Consider the following 17,199-nt stretch of genomic DNA (forward strand, 5'->3'; position numbering starts at 1 on the left):
CTTTTGTCGGTCATGTCCGACCAGACAGTTATACTCTGCACGGATGTTCCGCCGCCCCAGCTACCCGCGGTGCTGCGTACCCTTACCGACATACAGGTCATCATCGACCCTTTGGATGCCGGAGCTATGACAGGAATGCTCCGTCGACGCTTCACAGGTTGGGACGGTGTATGGCCAGCCGATTGCGATCCGGCGAGGCTCTCTCCGGCTTTGATTGACGTTGCCATGACGCGATCGGCAGATGCAGAGCGAGCGATCTCCGTTCTGACGCGGCTGCATCAAACGCCCACGTTAGGCATGCAACGCTCATCAACGCCCCGTGTCGCGCCGTTCGCAACGCTTGACGGATACGGTGAAGCCAAATCCTGGGGGCTTCAACTCGCTGCCGACATAGCATCGTATAAGGCAGGCAACTTGCCGTGGTCGGACGTAGATGACGGCGCGCTACTTGCCGGGCCGCCCGGCACCGGTAAAACGACGTTTGTGCAAAGTCTGGCTGAGTACATCGGCTGCTCATTCACGGCAACGTCGTATGCTGACTGGCAGTCCAGCGGCTCAGGGCATCTCGGCGATGTCACCAAAAAGATCGCCAAGATATTCAGCGAAGCGGCGGAGGAGACGCCTTCCATCGTTTTCATCGATGAAATCGACACTCTCCCCACAAGGTCCGGCAACGCAGCGAGTCAGGACTGGTGGAACGCCATCGTCAATGCACTCCTCGAGCAAGTCGACGGCGCCTGCAGGCCAGATGGCGTCGTGGTCATCGCAGCTTGTAATGCACCGCAACGTTTGGACCCGGCTCTCGTCCGGTCAGGGCGCCTCGATCGCACGTTCCACATCGCGCTTCCCGATGAAAGCGCCCTGAAGTCCATCTTTTCTTCGTATCTCAACGACCTTGTTTCGGACGCAGACATTTCCACAGTCGCGACAGCCTTAGCAGGGACCATATCCGGTGCGGACGTCGCCCGTATTGCCCGAGATACGCGAAAACGCGCTCGTCACGAAAGGCGCCCGGTGGTTGGCGCCGACCTCATGGCAGCTGCTTTCCCGCCGGACCGTCGACCACAGGCGATGCAATGGCGGGTCGCGATACACGAGGCAGGCCACGCGGTTGCATCGATGGCAATGGGAAATCTTCCGTCCTCAATATCGATCATGGCGACAGCTTCGACTGAAGGACATGTGCGATTTTCCACCAGTATCGGCGACGGCACTCTCGATGACGTAATGCGTTCACTCGTCCCCGTTCTAGCCGGACGGGCCGCCGAGTTGAGCATTCTCGGTGCCGCGTCGGCCGGTGCCGGAGGTGGATTGCAGTCTGATCTCGGCGTGGCCACGAGCATGCTCGCTGCCCTTGATGGATTGGCCGGTCTAGGCACTCGGTTGCGCATATCGGAGAGTGCGGACGGCGCGTTCGTGGAGACGCAATTGCGACGCCTCCACGCTGAGGCGACATTCCTTGTCTGGCTTCACCGAGCGGCAATCATCGATCTCGCGACCATCGTGATGACGGCGCGTGTTCTGGGGGAGGACGCGTTGAAGCGCTTCGCGGCCGAGCACGGCTACGCACCGAATGCGGTTGAACCCATCGACAATGACAATATGGGAGAGTTGGCATGAGAACCGTCGCAACGAGCGGTCGCCCGGACACCGGAGCGGTTGAAAAGCCGGACCTCCTTGTCGATGAGGCCCCCAGAACGTTGGAGGATACGGCGCGCCGATTGGAGACAACGGGACTGTTTCGGGTCCTTCGCCGTCTTGAACCCCGCCCCATTCGGGCGCTTCCCGATCGAACGAGTTCCACGGCCCTTCGCGTGGCGATTGTGCTGGATACAGAGACGACCGGTCTCGATCCGGAGGTCGATGAAATCGTCGAGCTTGCGATGATCGCGGCCACGTATGACGAGCACGGCCTTCATGATGTCGTTGGGCGTTTCACCGGCCTGCATGAGCCGTCGAAGAGTCTCACCCCGCAAATCACCTCGCTGACGGGTCTCACGCTGGAGGATCTGCGTGGCCACCAAATCGATCCTGATGCCGTCGCGGCCTTTATCAAGCGCACAGACGTCGTGATCGCCCACAACGCAGAATTCGACCGCGAATTTTGCCGCCGTCGTTTCGCGAGCCTCTCAGCGAAGACGTGGCTGTGCTCGTATCGTGATATCGACTGGCGCTCGTTCGGTGCCGAAAACAGCCGCCTCTCCGGCATACTGGGGCATGTCGGGTTGTTCCACACCGCCCATCGCGCAATGGCGGATTGCGATGCCTTGGTGGAGATCCTGGCCGCGGACCGATGGTCGGCAGCAGAGCGTTCACCGTTCGCAAGCCTGTTGGCGTCGTTGGGGACCGCCAAAGTCGAGATCATCGCAGGCGGCCCGACCTACGCTTGGCGGGATCAGCTAAAGGGCCGCGGATATCGGTGGTCCCCAGGAACGGCAACGACACCCAAAGGCTGGTTTATTCAACTCGCCAAAGCCGATGCCGATCGCGAGACCGTCTGGTTGAGCTCCACAGTCTACGCGAAAGAAGGCGCCCCGATCGTCCGAAGTCTCCGATGAACATCAGTTGTCGGGGCGCAATAAAACACGCAACGGGTTCTTAACCGTAGCGCCGAATTTAAAAAGAAAGATTTCTCGAGGCGATGTTCACGCTTCGGACGCACTACGTTCACGAGAACATTCGATCAAACCAGTCTGCACAACCGCTATCCTACACCGGGAAGCGTTAACAAGCTATATCTAACACCGGGAGGAGTTAATAGACAGTAAATCTTCGATTCCTTGTGTGGAATCAACATGATCAAGAGTCTTTGTAGACCCGATACCCGCGATTCAGAGTCAATTCTAACGATTCTTGCTTGCCGAAAACGAGAGTCAACTGGGTTTACTCGCCGGAGGCCTGAAATCCGCAAGCAACCAGATCGTGCAGACTCGACCTTTGAAGATTGAATCGCTAACTCGATTGTCGATGCGGAGTTATCCAGACTTCGCAGGTAATGACCGGGGGTGTGTCACAACACACACCCCCGTCATTAGCGTCGGCGTCAAACTATGAAAGTTTCAACATGAACTAGTCGTTCACGAAGAGTACTCGGCCCTGCAGACTTCCAGGAACGCTGGCCGAGCAGTCATCCATCCATCACGTCCGATCATCCGATCGTGTGCCGACATTTGCCGATTGCTCGCCAATCGTCAAGCGCGGTACCGGCGATAGCGGACGGTTGCCCTGAAAGAAGGCGTCCATGGTTAACCACCCGCTGGCCCCGGCCAGAAATTCGTCATCGCGTTCGGCACGACATACGCCGCATCGTTACCAGCTCCAAAACCCGTTGCCGCTGCCGGGAAGCCGCATGGCGGCTCTGCTTATCGACTTGCTCGATCAGCACACGCATCCGGCGTTTGATCGTGAAGACCACCCCGTCCGACTCGCTCTCAGCCAGGTTCCCGCGCTCTTGAACAAGCACGGAGGCATGTCTTGAAGACGCGGTCTCTCGTGAACGAAGCCACCTTCCGTCCGCACGTCGAATCGTCGGCGGCGATCCGTCCCCCGAGCCGGTCGCGGGGATCCGTTCGCGGCGCTTTCACCGATGCGACGGGCCGCGAGGTTGTCTACGCGAGCACACTGGAGCGGGATTTCAGCGTGATCGCACTGACGCATCCCGACGTTCAGGCTGTTCAAGAACAGCCGCCGACGGTCGCTTATCGCGACGTTGCGCGCATCCGGCATCACACGTTCGACTTCATGTTGCGACTGCGCTGTGGGACGTCGCTCGCGATCGCCGTTAAGCCGTCTTGGCGCGTCGCGTCGTCTGGTCTTGAGCGGACGCTGACGTTGATCGCTGCCCAGCGGCCGACGTTCGCGGACCGCTTCGAGATCCGCACCGAGCGCGACATTTGCCGAGTAGCCGCTAGAAACGCCCGACTCATCCTGCACTCGCGCCGTTTGATGATCGACGATGCCATCGCAGAGGTGACGGCGATCGTCGAGTCGCTGCGAGGCGCTTGCACCATCGAGGTGATCTGCGCGCAGATACCGCATCAGCCGCTGGCCTTTTTCGCCGCCATTCGGCTGATCGACAACGGGCACCTGCGCTGTGCGACCTCGGGTTTGATCACCGCAGCGACGCTCGTCGAACGCGTGGAACACGCCTGATGTCAAAGGCACTCCCTCGAACCTCTGCCCACCTAATCACCGATCAAACTCGACAGTCCGGCCAACGCTTCGCGTTCGCGCCCATGTCGCTCGTTGAAATCAGCGGGATTCTCTTCGTTCCCGTCGCCTCAGACGAGCATGCACATGTCATGAGGCGGGCTGATGCTCCTGACTTGGTCGAGAGTTTCACGCATGCCCACCTGGCGGACTACCAGAAGCGCGGGCTGCTGATCGAACGCGCCGGAGCGCTCTCCACGACGTCAGCTCTTCTAGCGGCAAGCCGTCCATGTGAACGATTGGTTGACCTGCCGAAAGCCCGGATGGAAGCCGTGCTTTTCCGCAAGCAGATCTGCGATGCAATCCTCCGGGCGCTCGAACACGGCGAAACATCGCTTTCGGACAAAGCCCTGTCGAAGACCATCTCTGACGCGTGGCTTCAGTACGCAGAAGACGCAAGGCGCCGGACGTCGCCCGATGGTCGCTGCGGAAAGTCCACAACGATCCCCAACCCGCCGTCGCCTACGACGGCCCGCCGCTGGATGAAAATCCTCAAAGCGGCCGCCTACGATCCGATGTCGCTGTGCCCGAACTACGGCCGCAGCGGAAACCGGTTGTCACGCTTCGAACCGGAAGAGCAAGTTCTGCTTCGCCGTTTCGCCGCCCGCTATGCCAGCCTGCGCAAGCCTACGAGAATCGGCATCTGGCGTGAAATGAGAGCGATCGTCGACCGCCTCAATCGCATGCGCTTCCACGCCGGTCTGCGCCAGTTGGTGTGTCCCGGACGTTTGGCCCTCTCGCACGCGATTGACCAACTGGACGAATTTGCCGTCTACGTGGGTCGCGAAGGCGCCGATGCCGCCAAACGTCGGTTCGCAATCACCGCTCGAGGGCTGGAGGTCGACCGGCCGCTCGAACGCGTCGAGGCAGACGAGTGGAAGCTCCCTCTTCAAGTCATCCTGACGAACGCGGGATTGTGGAAGCAGTTGAATCGACTGCAGCGTAAGGCGGTTGAGACGAGCCGGCTCTGGTTGTCGACCGTGATCGACGTCCGCACGAAGGTTGTTTTGGCGATGCGGCTCAGCCGCACGTGCACGGCAGCGAACGCGATTTCGACTCTTCAAATGGCGGTATCCGACAAAAGCGCTTACGCGCAAGCGGCCGGGTGCAAGTCGCCTTGGGATCAGGGTGGCATTTTCGAGACACTCGGCGCCGACGCCGGACCGTCGTTCAGATCCGGCGAGTTTCGTGGCACGGTGCTCGATCTGGGCGCGGAGTATCTAAACCCGCAGGCTGGCACGCCGCGCATGCGAGGCACGCAAGAGCGTCTATATCGGACGCTCCATAGCCAATTCATCGCGCTGTTCGACGGTCGCTCGTTCATGAATGTCGTCGAAAAAGGCGATTACGACAGCGAGGCCAATGCGACCCTCGACATCGAAGCGATCGCAAAACTGATCGTTCGTTTCGTTGTCGACGTTTACCATAATACCCCTCACCGAGGGCTTGGCGGTCAGACGCCGCGCAATGCATGGATCGACCTTTGTCGACGTTACGGCGTCCGGCCCCCGCCGTCGAAGGCGCAGGCTGCTGCGATCTTTGGCACCGTGGTCGAGCGGCGGATCACGAACTCGGGCGTTGCGTTCTGCGGTCTGCGCTACCAGTCCCTTCCCCTTCAGCGCATTCGACGCGGGAAGATCCGTCACGATGTAAAAATCCGGGTCGATCCTTCCGACCTCGGATGGGTTTGGGCATTCGACGGCTCCGTCTGGCAGCGCGTTCCATGCATGCGGCAAGGAATGGAGGGGGTCAGCCTGGAGCAGTGGCTCTTGGCGGCAGCGACTGCGAGACGCCGCTACGCGGATGAAGCTGCAACATCCGAACCGGTGGTCCTAGAAGCGCTGCGTGACGTCCGGGCGGCCGCGGAGGGCGCAAGACGGCGAGCGGGTATCGCCTCGCCTGTCCTTTCGGACGCAGACTACCGCCGTATCGAGAAGCACTTTTTCAGTGGTTTCGACAGAGCCGACGCAGACGCGATCGACATTCTGGCCGAACGCTCACACCCCGTAGAAACGAAGATGATCGATCACGACCCGGCTCCGCCGGAGCGGCTGGCAGTGTTGCCCCCCACCTCCATCGACGTCCGTGCTGTCGACTCTTCGGAGTATGCAACGGACGATGACTTGATAGCCGCCAGCTTTGTCTTGGAGCGCGACGTCGAACCGGACGAAGAGCCCGACGAGGATGACTTCGAAACCAAATTCACCTTGGAGGACTGAGCATGGCGATTGAAACATCTAGTAAAGAACCGATCAACGCTATCGACCGGCTGCGTGCCCACCGCAATGCTGATGATGTTGCGAAGAGCAAGCGCGTCCAGCACGTTCTGAATGCGTATCTCCCTTTGCCTCGTGACGAGGAACTTAAGGATCGCCTTAACGACCTTATCGAGCACTGCGCGATGGCCTTGGAACAGGTGTCCGAGGGACGCGCCCGTGGCCGTCTCTTGGAGGGGCGTGCATTCTGCCTGATCGGTCAATCCGGAACCGGAAAGACCACTGTCCTGCACAAAGCTCTCGCCCGCGTGAAGGCGTTCGAGGGCTATCAAGACCCGACCAGTGACAGCCTGCTGATCTCGATCGTTGCCCCCTCCCCTGGTGTATCGAAGCAAGTGGCGATGCAGCTTCTGAGAGCCCTTGGGTACAAGACCGAACGGGTTCTGCAGGAAAACGTCGCATGGGATCTGGTTCGTCGCCAGATCGCGTTGCGCGGCGTACGCTTCGTGCACATCGATGAGCTGCAGCATATCCATCAAGTCCCGAACCCGATCGAGATACAAAAGGTGCGCGATACGCTGAAGTCGCTCATGCAGAACAGCGTGTGGCCAGTATCGCTGATCCTGTCGGGAACGCCTGAGATCGCGCCATTCCTGCAAGCCGATACGCAAATCCGACGCCGGTGCACGATCGTACGGTTCGACAGCCTCAGCATGCCTCGGGACATCGCCATCGTGCGGACGATCGTCACGCAGTTTTGCCAACGCGGAGGCCTTGAGCACGATGGCTTGATACGCGATCCACGAAGCAAAGAGGATAAAGCCACCGACGAATTCGTCCGACGGCTCGCGCACGCATCGATCGATGAAATCGGCATAGTCATCGAGATGGTGCAGGATGCGATCACGATCGCAATCCGAGCCGGAGACGACAAGCTGACGGACGGACATTTTGCGTCGGCGTATCAGCGTCGGACCGGTTGCGACGCTATGCGCAACGTTTTCTTGGCCTCCGAATGGGAAACGATTGACGTGCGCAGCGCGCTGTATCCTGAAAACGCTTTGGAGGAAGAGGATCGAAGCCGCCGCCGCTCTGTGAAGAACGGGAGCACACATTGATGCTGCTCCACCGCTCGTTTGTCCCGCACCTGCATGAAGACGAGACGCTTACTAGTGCCGTCTCGCGCACGTCCGCCCGCCTCGGCCGCACCGCTCGCGACTTCTGCGCGGATTACGGAGGCGTCTTCCAGGGCATAGTGGAGGGTCGACCGGACGAACTTCGATTGTTCGAGAGGACAATTGGACGCCCTTTTCCGGGGGTGATCGTCGAGGGGGGTGGCCGGACCTTCGCGATGGCGAACCAGCAGTTTCCGCGTCACCTCCTGAGCCGCGGCCGCCTGCGGGTGTGCCCTTGCTGCATCGAGGACGATATGAAAAGCGGCAGCGGGCCGATGGAGGCGAGACCGTATGGTCGAGCTATCTGGCTGATCGACGCGATCCGCACGTGCCATGTGCACGGCATGGCCCTCGTCGTTATCGACAAGGATCCCGCACCGTCCAGATTGCACGATTTTGCGCAACTCGTGGCGCCTTTTGCGGAAGGCCTCAGCCACGGCACATTCGCGACCAAGGGTAGACAGCCATCCCCCCTAGAGAGTCACCTGATCAATCTGTTTCAGGGCAGGACCGGCGGGACGGGCTGGCTCGCAACCTACCCGCCCTATGCGGTGGTTAGCCAATGCGAGATCTTCGGCGCGGTCGTTGCTCATGGCTCGTCGGCTACTCCCGCGTCGTTGACGGGGGATGAACTGTACGCTGCAGGCCAACTTGGGTTCGAAATTTTGGACGCGGGACCATCCTCGATCGAAGCCGCTCTGAAGAGCCTCGTTGCTGCTCACGGGGCGAAGAAAGGCGAGCTTGGCGGGCGGCTTGTGTTCGGACGCCTGTATGAATGGCTCGCGCATGAGACCGATGACGCAGTCTACGAGCCGCTTCGCGTCATCATGAGGAACGTGGCGGTAAACGCGTTGCCTCTCGGACCAGGCGAAACCTTCCTTGGGAAAGCCGTTGAGGAGAGGAAGGTACATTCCATCCACACGCTGCATCGGTCGACCGGTGAACACCCGAAACGTCTGCGTAAGCTCCTCGTGGCCGCTGAAGTTGTCGGGCCCGAAACCTCCGGTCTGTCGGACGATCGAGTCGTTTTCCCTGCCGCTGTTGCCGATAGCCTGAGTGGTAAAGTGCTAGGGGCGATGACCCTGGCCGGCGCAGCTCGATACCTCGGTGTTCCCCGGCCGAACGACCGTGCTCTACTCACCTCGGGTGTCATCGACCCCTTAGTCTCGACGTCGCATCGCGGTCCCCTCAAGAATGTGTACTCCGTTGCGGATCTCGACCGTCTGGTGGAGCGCCTCCACGCCGATGCCTCACCAATCGATGCGTCCGAGACGCACCTCGTGCCAATCCTGTCTGCCGCGAAGAAGGCGAACTGTTCCGTCATGGAAGTTGTTCAACTTCTGCTCGATAGGCGGCTTCGCGCGGTTCGCATCAAGCCGAATTTGAAGCCTTTCCCCTCGATCGCGGTCGATCCCAAAGAAGTCGGTACGCTAGTCCGGGGACCCGAACACGGCGGGATGTCGCTTCGGGAGGTGATGCGCCGAATGGGAACGAACGATTCGGTCGTGAAAGCACTTGTCGATGCCGGTCACCTTCCGTCGAAACGAGCGATCAATCCGACGAACAGATGTCCACAAACGGTGGTGCTTGAACCTGACCTATTTGAATTCTCGGCTCGGTATGTATCGCTGATGAACCTCGCCAAGGAACTCGGCGTGCATTTCCGACGGCTGAGCGCGGAGATCACTCGAGGCGGCGCGGTGCCAGCATTTGATCCGGAAACTGTTGGTGCAACGTTTTATGAGCGATCGGTTGTGGAACCGTTGATTGATAAGGCACCGACAGATCACTGAACCAGCAGCGCAGTCATCTTCCCAAACCCCCGGCCTTACGCCGGGGGTTTTTTTAGTGCCTGATTCCTAGAGAGGTGGGTTGCGCCAGTTGTCTGACAGCAGGTTGAGCCACTTCAATGACTTCACCGCAAATGTAGTTGCGCCAACCTTCAAAAATTACTTATTGATAACAACGATTTACGTTCCACATGCGCCATCCTATGCCGTGTCTTTCATCTCGCTCGGCGTCGCAAAGGTTCGCTCGATCTCGCCTGAAGTTCGCTCACCTCCGGCAGCGTACTAAAGTTGGTAACCGGACTCTCAGCGGCACGATGGTTTGCCTCAGCGCACTCTGAAGCACTTGTCGTGGCACGTTAGCTCTGCCGCAGTTTCCGAAGGCCTGTAAAGCAGGCCTCGGAGCCTGGAATTCGACGGCTTAACCTCGGTCGCATGAGGCGACGTCAAAAGGCCCGGGCGGATCTCATTCCGCTCGGGCCTTTTCGATTCCAAGTTGGTCGCTTCACGACCGGGACCATCACCAGCAAGAGTCGGCGAACAGGCGCGCTGCGTCCGCATCCGTCGTCAGCACCGAGATGACCGCGGGCAGCGATCGGGGCGTTCGGTTGCCGCTTGCTCCGTCACCAGCCAGCCTTCGTCCACTGGCACGGTGAAGGGGATGGGAGGACCGACATGGGCACGATCGAGATCAACATGCGGCACGCCGAGCGCGACATCCGCTTCGCGAAGCTGCGTACGCCGCGCGAGGACGGCCCCTTGTCGCGTTGGGGACTTCGTATGCTCGTTGAGATGTCGGCCAACGACCTTCGCGCGCACTACGGCACGTTCGACTGCCTCGAGATGCGGCGCGACATCATCGACAAGATCAACGAGGGCATGAAGCGCGGGTACTTTCAGCGCCCGGCCGCGGCCGACCTGAACGAGATCTTGGACATGGACCTGCTGAAAGCCCGGTGCGAACTCGAGGCGTTCCGCTTCGAGGCCGAGGGTGGAAACCGCGCCGCTCCATTGGAGGTGGAAGAGCCACTGACGCCGCGCTGACCCCCGGCACAGCGTCTGGTCGCTTCATCTGCGAGACGACGCGCCAGATCGCCGCTGTTCCCTTCGGCGCTCGTCGATCCAGTTCCCCGATTCGAGGGGTGGCCCGGACATCCAGCGCCCGTTTCGGGACAAGCGTGAACGGATGGACCGAGATCCATGATCACCGACGTCGACAGAAGCCATCTCGAACGCTGCGTCCAGCTCGCCGCCGACGCGCTCGACGCAGGCAACGAGCCGTTCGGCTCGATCCTCGTGTCAGCGGACGGCCTCACCCTTCTCGAGGCCATCAACGAGGTCGGCAGCGGGGACGCAACGCAGCATCCAGAATTCGCGATCGCCCGCTGGGCGGCCGAGCACCTTGCGCCGGCCGAGCGTGCTGCCGCGACCGTCTACACCTCGGGAGAACACTGCCCCATGTGCTCCGCCGCGCATGCTTGGGTCGGCCTCGGGCGGATCGTCTACGCGTCGTCGGCGGCGCAGCTCGCGGAGTGGCAAGCGGAACTCGGGGCGGCGCCGTCGCCCGTCGAGTCGCTTTCGATCAATGAGGTGGCGCCGAGCATTCCATCCGACGGCCCGTCGAGCGAGCTGGCCGAGCAGGTCCACCGCTTGCACCGGGCCTCCCAGGTCAGGCGGATGGGATAACTGGTTCGGTCGTCTCGGCGCCGTCACCAGGCCCAGGTGCGTGCGGCGACAGCCCGATGGGCATGTCAGCACCAAGGGTCAGCAGCGCTTCGGTCCACGCCAATTTCACATCCACCGTCAGTCGGCTTTAGACACCGAAGTCGCAGGCGCCTGGAAGGCGGTTGAGGTTGCGCCGTCGGCACAGGTAGCCCGCACGCAGCATGGCTACCCCTTCCCTGCCCTCGGCAAGCCGATCGATCATGTCCCACCGCCCGGCGTGGCGGACCAGTTCGACGATCAACGGTTCGACGTCGGCGTAGCTCTCCTTCGGTAGACAGTTCATGGAGAACCGGATCAAGGCGTCTGCCAAGTCGGCGTCGTCCTTGGCGTGTTCGAAGACCAGCCACGACCAATGCGCCTTCACGCCCGTGTCGAGGTTCGCCCAGGCCACTTCCTGGGGGTTGAGACCGAAGTCCAGCTCTCCCAACCTTCTGAGCAGCTATAGGGTCCGATGTCCGTCCGCGAGCCCGGCCAGCGCCGTGTCCATCCGTTCGGTGCGCACGACGCTGGCGTCGTCGTGCCTCACGGTCTCGAGGACGCGCAGGATCCTGCCCAAGCACAGCGCGGCGTAGGTCGACGACGTGCGGTCCTTGTCCCAGACGATCGTGGTCGCGCCGACCGAGGCTTCGAAGAACGGGCCAGGGTTGCGAAGCGCGATCGCTTCGAGGGATACGAGGCGCCCGAGGTCCTCTCCGGTCCATGGCAGCATCTGCCCGAGCACTTGGAGGAGTTCGGTTTCGCGCATGACGCGCTCCGCCGTCTCGTCCATCGGCGCACTGCGCGCCAGGGCGTCGAGCAGGATTCCGAGGACATGCACATCCGCCAGGAGGAAGGGGAAGCACTCGAGGTAGCGAGTGACACTCGGTCCGCTCTCGCCCCGAACGATCCCGGCCAACTCGTGATGCAAGATCTCCCTTCGGACCTCTCTCCCGGCCGCGACGATAGCATCGAACTCGTGCGCGCCGCCGACGATGCGGCTCCGGAGTTCGACGAGGCCGAAACGACGCTCACCGAAGGCTTCGATCACGGAGGTGGCGGGGACGGACAGACCCTCCGCGAACTCCACGTCCTTGTTCGCGAACTTGAGTTCGGCTTCGGACAGGAGATTACGCAACGCATCGGATCCTTGCGACCACGCCCGTGACGCCGCGCTCTCGAGTATCGCCCGGGCACAGGCTTCGAGGTGATCGACAACGCTTTCCGATAGGCCCACCCCCTTCGCCGCAGACAGCGCATCGGCGACATCTGAGACGAGCCGCCGGGGTGCCGGATGCCGGGCAAGATGGAGCCACAGGATGGCGTGCGCGCCGCTGTCCCTCGGTTGCCACTCGCGCCCGTGTGACCTGCGCTGCTCCAGTTCCTGAGCCAGAGCGTCGGCGTCGACCGTGGAGGAGGCCAGCCACCGTTCGATCGGCGTCGACCCTCCTTTTTCCCCAGGACGCGGAAGGAGATCGCCGACAGCGATCTCGGCGAGGTCAATCCCTGAGTCCGTCATGGTCCGCCTCCCCTCCGTCACCTGCATCGGAACTAGGGTGCGGGCGGGCGGGCGACTTCGCAAGGCATCGTCACCTGACAGGCGGATCACCTTGCCGTCTTCTGAAGTGGAACCGAAGGCGACGATCGGCTCCGTTGTGCGTTCCCCCGCGAGGCAGGACTAGCCGGCCAGCACCTTCTCGATCCGCTCGCCCACCCAGCGCATCATCGGCACCGGCATGGAGTTGCCGATCATCTTCGAGCGGCCGGTCTCGGAGGTCCACTGACCCGTCTTCTCGGACCAGTTCCCCTTCGGCGTCGGCTTAGGGACCAGCGACCAGTCGTCGGGGAAGCCCTGGAGCCGCTCCTCCTCCCGCGCGGTCAGCTTGCGGGCCATGATCTCGCCGGACTTGTCGCGGTAGTAGACGTAGTTCATCTGCCCGCCCCCGTTCTTCCGGGCGGTCAGCGTGCCGACGATCCCGGCCATCGGGACCTCGCCGTCCTGAACGCTGTAGACGGGGCCGTCGGGCGTCGGGCGCAGCGGGACGCGCATGTGGATCAACCGTCCGCCGGAGACTCCGAGTCCCGTAAATGCTCGAGGAATTCCTGGAGACCTTTCGGCAGCGCTTTTTTCATGCGGGCGGTCCGGAGCGGAATGGCGTTGTGGACCTTCGGCTTCAAGTAGGATCTCGGCGGCGTCAGGGCCTCCGAGAGGAACTCCGACAAGCACGACGCGATTGCGCCGTTGGGCCAAGCCCCAGTGTTCGGCCCCGAGCAGTCGCCAAGCGAGGGATCGGCGGGGTCCCACGACTCGACCAAAGTGCGTCCACCTTTTCCCTGGCGGAACGAGAGGACCTGCGGTCTCTCCGGCGAGAATTGCCAGGAGATGGCCGAACGCGTTGTCCTTCCCCGTGTCGAGGACGCCGCGGACGTTTTCCCAGACGACGACTTTCGGGTCGAGGGCATCGACAAGCTCCGCATACTTGAGGGTCAGGAGGCCAAGCTGGTCGGAGAGTCCGCCGCGCTTGCCCTTTGAGGAGAATGCCTGGCAGGGCGAGCCGCCGACCAGGACGTCGATGGGACCGCACGCCTTGGCCCGGTCAGCGAAGTCGGGCGCGGCGATGTCGCCGAGGTTCGGCACGTCGCGCAGGCGGTGCCGGAGGACGTGGTTCGCCATCCGATCGATTTCGGCGACGAATGCGGTCTCCCAGCCGAGCGGGTGCCAGGCGACGCTGGCCGCCTCGATGCCGGAGAACACGCTTCCGAATCGCATCCGCATCCGCTCCCAAGGATTCGATGTCCCTGGGTAGCGTCAGGCAGTGAAGGATCGGTTCACGGATCCTTGGCGAGATGGGCCGAGCGGGCGTCGTCCCCGCTGCCTTCGTCCGTCCGGGTATCTGCTCCGGCGGCAACGCGCTACATCTTCCCCGCGCGGGAAACCACCACCGCGTCGTGGACCATCGAGAGGCGCCTGAGCCCGTCGACCAGCGTGGCGTGCTCCTCGACGCGGCAGGAGTCGTCCTAGACGAACGGCACGAGCGAGAACCATCGGGAGTCGGACCTATAGAGGGACGCGTCCGCGACGACCTCCTCGACGATGTCCGCGAAACGCGCGCCGGGACGGTCGAACTTCACCTCCACGACGAGACCGAGGCTAAGGATGGTAAGTTCCATCCGCGGGTTCTTCTGTCCGACCGGCGACGCGTACTCCTCCGCGTGCAGGTAGGGGAACAGCGGCGCCAGGACGCCCCATAGAAGGGTTCTGGACATGGTACTCGTTCTCGACGTTCCACCGGACGGCGGCCCCGCCTCTCGTGCGGGGACGATACTACCACGTCCAGCCCCGCAGGGCGCGCGGGACGCCTTTCAGGAAGCGCACTACGTCCTCGACCTCCAGGCGCCCGAACCGCGCGGGCATGTTCGCCTCACACAGCGCGTCGAACGCACGGAGGGTCAGGCTCGCGTGGGCAGCCCCCGCGGACGGGCCGCATCGCAGGGCATTCCGCCAAGTGTCACCCTGACTTGCTGCCTCGCCGTCCAGCAGCCCGATGTCCGCCAGCGCGACGCGCGCCTCTGGGAGCATCGCCGACAGGTCCGGCCGGTCGGCAGCCTCCGCGACATGGGCGGCGGCGACCATGAGGGAACGGTTAAACGTCGACAGGTTCGGCGGGGCGCCGGCCGACACCGCGAGGGCCCGGAGCGTTCCGGTCTACGACAGGAGGTCAGCCGCCATCCCGCCGAGGGCGACGCCGAGCATGAAGACACCGTCGACCTCCAGGGTCGGGGGCGGAACGGACGGTTCCATGAGCGTCGCGACAGCCAGCGAATCCCCTCCATCAGGACACCCTACCCTCCAGCGCGCAGCCGCCCTGCCGACGCGGCGCTCATCGGCCTTTGGGGTCTCTTCGCCGCAGCCATCCCCGTCGCGTGGTAGACCTGGGTGGCGAGGACCATGTCGGACGACGCGGAAGCCGGCGGCGGACTGCTGGTCGCCGTCGTGAAGTTCGCGATCACCTCGGGCGCCGTCGTCGCCGGCGTCCCGTTCGACGCAAGCGGCTACCAACCCACCTTCGCGGTCAGCGCGGCGCTTCTGGGACTGGCCGCCATCCTAGGCGTCATTTCGGCGCGCGCGGCTCGATCTGGCGCGTCACCTGCTTGACCCTCACCAAGACCGCCAGACCTCACTGATTCTGCGGATGCCGAGCTTCCACGTCGGGGTGCAGCTTCGGCGCTTCCGGCTTGGAAATGCCGTCCCTGCGTTCGGCGACCCAAACGCCCCGCCGCCTCGCTACGGTCGCCGAACGGTGCTGCGACGGGTTCATGCGAACTTGAAGCCGAATAGCCCGCCTTCCTCCGTGTCGCTCAGCTTGACGGGCAATATGGCTGCCGTCGGATCGTCCTCCTCCTGGAAGGCCAGCGTCGAGAACTGGTCGACGTTCATGAGCGCGATGTACTGGGTTCCCAAGGCGGCGGCGGTGCGCCCTCCGACGACGATGGCCGTCGCGGCCTGCCGCGGATCCACCCCGTCGAACAGGTGGCTGTCGTGGATGAGGAAACCCGGCCCCCCGTGGCGCGGTTTGGTGACGGTGGCAAGCGCGTGGTCCATGCAGAAGATCTCCATGTTCGCGATGCCGCCGCTCCTGTCCCCCTCGATGGATATGTCGAACTCGGGACCCCTCGTGGTGGCCTCGACTTCCAGGTGGCCGTCCCGTTCGGAGTAGAGTGCCTCCTTGGCCTCGGAAACGGCAAGCGCCGCTTCGTCGAGGACGAGCCAGCGGTCGTTGAAATCCGCGAGCAGACGCAGGCGCAGGCGCTCCCGTTCGATCTTGCTGTCCCCTCCCTCGAGCTCGAGTTGCTGCCGATCGCGGAACTCCTCCTCGAGGCGGTTCGCCTCCGAGATGCGGGACGCCAAGATCCTCTGCTGCTCCACCAAGTCGCTGAACGCTCCCCTTCCGGACAGGGAGGCGAGTATCTCGCTACGCCTCCGCTCGCGGTCAGCGATCTCGCCCCGCAGGCGTTTAAGCCCCTCGGTTGCCTCGGCGACCGCAACCTCGAGGTGCCGGCGCCGGTTCGCCACGACCGAGGCGTGGAACGCTCGCACGTCCTCGAACGAGCGGAGGGCCTGCATGGGCAACTGCACTCCCGCCATCTCGTACATTGCCGCGACGTCCTGTTCGGGAGCCGGGCGATGGGAGTCTGACGTCGTCTCCAGGAGGTGCCTCACCTTCGTCTCGAGGATGGACGCATCCTTCGCGAGCGTCTCGAGCTCCTTCTTCAAGCGTCCCGCCTCGGCGGCGAGGTCGCCGTACTGGTCCAGGACGACGAACCCGCTCACCCTTCTGGTCGCTTCGGCGGCCTTCGCCTTTGCGACGGCCAAGTCCGCGCGCAGGGACGCCAAGGATCGTGCGCTGCCGGGATGACGCTGCGCGAACCGCCGCTTGAGGACCTTGACTTCAGCCTCGGCCCTGCTGACGTCGTCGAACTCGCGCGCGATCCTCCAGTCCAGCCCGAAGAGGTACGATAGGGCGACGCGTGCATCCAAGTCGCTCTGCCGCTTGGAGAACCTCGCCGCATCGAGAAACCCCCCGTCCTCGCGGCGCCGAGCGAAGTAGCCGAACAGCGAACGGAAGGTGGGGGCGTGGGGAAGCGACATGGCCGGGTCCTGGCCGACCCGGAGGCCGAACACGCGATCACCGAGCCAACGCCTCCATTCGTCGAGCGCCACGGTATGGCCACCGTCCCCGCCGTCGGATTGCCAGGTCATCCCGAGGGTGCCCGGATGCGGCGAGACGACGATCTTGCGCGGGTTCGACCCGCGACGGCGAACCTCCACCTCCACCTCTCCGAACATGAAGCGCCCCCTGAACTCGTACCCTTCCAAGGCGGGGTCGCGAAGTAGAGAGCCCTTGTCGGCGTTGGCACCGAGGAGGAAATGGACGATCTCGACGAGGCTCGACTTGCCGGAACCGTTGAGGGTCTCGGTGTCGCTCGCGTCCGCGTGGCGGTCGGCGAGGAGGATGTTAAGGCCCGGCCGGAACTCCACGCGCTTGAAGGTCGGCAGGTCGCTGTCGATCTCGACGATGATGACGGCGTCCAAGCAAGCGACACCACGCC

At 62.9% G+C, this 17,199-nt stretch carries 15 protein-coding genes and 1 pseudogene; 9 read left to right on the top strand and 7 right to left on the bottom strand.

The window, feature by feature from the left end; all coding sequences use genetic code 11:
• The 8 genes from O5O54_RS18385 to O5O54_RS18420 form a co-directional block, all read left to right on the top strand.
• A partial coding sequence (locus O5O54_RS18385) for an ATP-binding protein (protein ID WP_279483302.1) occupies positions 1-1,620 on the top strand: 1,620 nt, incomplete at its 5' end.
• Positions 1,617-2,558 (top strand): 3'-5' exonuclease, encoded by a 942-nt coding sequence (locus tag O5O54_RS18390; RefSeq protein WP_279483303.1) that lies wholly within the window; start codon positions 1,617-1,619, stop codon positions 2,556-2,558. The genes O5O54_RS18385 and O5O54_RS18390, both read left to right, overlap by 4 nt.
• 934 nt (positions 2,559-3,492) lie before the next feature.
• Positions 3,493-4,152, top strand: coding sequence for a hypothetical protein (locus tag O5O54_RS18395; RefSeq protein ID WP_279483304.1), 660 nt, complete (start codon positions 3,493-3,495; stop codon positions 4,150-4,152).
• Positions 4,153-4,235: 83 nt separating this feature from the next.
• Positions 4,236-6,428 carry a Mu transposase C-terminal domain-containing protein gene (locus tag O5O54_RS18400; protein ID WP_279483305.1) on the top strand — a complete coding sequence of 731 codons (2,193 nt, stop codon included), beginning with the start codon at positions 4,236-4,238 and terminating at the stop codon, positions 6,426-6,428.
• A 2-nt stretch (positions 6,429-6,430) separates the two neighbouring features.
• The gene (locus O5O54_RS18405; RefSeq protein WP_279483306.1) at positions 6,431-7,543 is read left to right on the top strand and encodes an ATP-binding protein; all 1,113 of its coding nucleotides are present in this window, start codon (positions 6,431-6,433) and stop codon (positions 7,541-7,543) included.
• On the top strand, positions 7,543-9,393 hold the full coding sequence (locus tag O5O54_RS18410) for a TniQ family protein (RefSeq protein WP_279483307.1): 1,851 nt from the start codon (positions 7,543-7,545) through the stop codon (positions 9,391-9,393). The genes O5O54_RS18405 and O5O54_RS18410 overlap by 1 nt, the downstream gene beginning before the upstream one ends.
• 669 nt (positions 9,394-10,062) lie before the next feature.
• Positions 10,063-10,431: a hypothetical protein gene (locus O5O54_RS18415; RefSeq protein ID WP_279483308.1), complete on the top strand. Its 369-nt coding sequence runs from the start codon at positions 10,063-10,065 to the stop codon at positions 10,429-10,431.
• A gap of 156 nt (positions 10,432-10,587) precedes the next feature.
• Positions 10,588-11,073 (top strand): nucleoside deaminase, encoded by a 486-nt coding sequence (locus tag O5O54_RS18420; protein ID WP_279483309.1) that lies wholly within the window; start codon positions 10,588-10,590, stop codon positions 11,071-11,073.
• A gap of 127 nt (positions 11,074-11,200) precedes the next feature.
• Here O5O54_RS18420 and O5O54_RS18425 read toward each other — a convergent pair whose 3' ends face one another.
• From O5O54_RS18425 to O5O54_RS18450, 6 genes and pseudogenes are all read right to left on the bottom strand, one after another.
• Positions 11,201-11,539 (bottom strand): hypothetical protein, encoded by a 339-nt coding sequence (locus tag O5O54_RS18425; protein ID WP_279483310.1) that lies wholly within the window; start codon positions 11,537-11,539, stop codon positions 11,201-11,203.
• A gap of 12 nt (positions 11,540-11,551) precedes the next feature.
• Positions 11,552-12,697: a hypothetical protein gene (locus O5O54_RS18430; RefSeq protein WP_279483311.1), complete on the bottom strand. Its 1,146-nt coding sequence runs from the start codon at positions 12,695-12,697 to the stop codon at positions 11,552-11,554.
• A gap of 69 nt (positions 12,698-12,766) precedes the next feature.
• Positions 12,767-13,138: a DNA cytosine methyltransferase gene (locus O5O54_RS18435; protein ID WP_279483312.1), complete on the bottom strand. Its 372-nt coding sequence runs from the start codon at positions 13,136-13,138 to the stop codon at positions 12,767-12,769.
• A 384-nt stretch (positions 13,139-13,522) separates the two neighbouring features.
• Positions 13,523-13,864: pseudogene (locus O5O54_RS22480) on the bottom strand (DNA cytosine methyltransferase); the annotation flags it as partial.
• Between the two features lie 242 nt (positions 13,865-14,106).
• Positions 14,107-14,355, bottom strand: a complete 249-nt coding sequence (locus O5O54_RS18445) for a hypothetical protein (protein ID WP_279483314.1) — start codon at positions 14,353-14,355, stop codon at positions 14,107-14,109.
• 58 nt (positions 14,356-14,413) lie between these two features.
• Positions 14,414-14,722, bottom strand: coding sequence for a hypothetical protein (locus O5O54_RS18450; RefSeq protein WP_279483315.1), 309 nt, complete (start codon positions 14,720-14,722; stop codon positions 14,414-14,416).
• A 315-nt stretch (positions 14,723-15,037) separates the two neighbouring features.
• Between O5O54_RS18450 and O5O54_RS18455 the strand changes: the two genes are divergently transcribed.
• Positions 15,038-15,244, top strand: a complete 207-nt coding sequence (locus O5O54_RS18455) for a hypothetical protein (protein ID WP_279483316.1) — start codon at positions 15,038-15,040, stop codon at positions 15,242-15,244.
• 159 nt (positions 15,245-15,403) lie between these two features.
• Here O5O54_RS18455 and O5O54_RS18460 read toward each other — a convergent pair whose 3' ends face one another.
• Positions 15,404-17,182, bottom strand: coding sequence for a DUF2326 domain-containing protein (locus tag O5O54_RS18460; protein WP_279483317.1), 1,779 nt, complete (start codon positions 17,180-17,182; stop codon positions 15,404-15,406).
• Between the last annotated feature and the right edge of the window lie 17 nt (positions 17,183-17,199).

It is taken from the genome of Aureimonas sp. SK2 (assembly GCF_029813115.1).
In the GTDB taxonomy this organism is placed as follows: Bacteria; Pseudomonadota; Alphaproteobacteria; order Rhizobiales; family Rhizobiaceae; genus Aureimonas.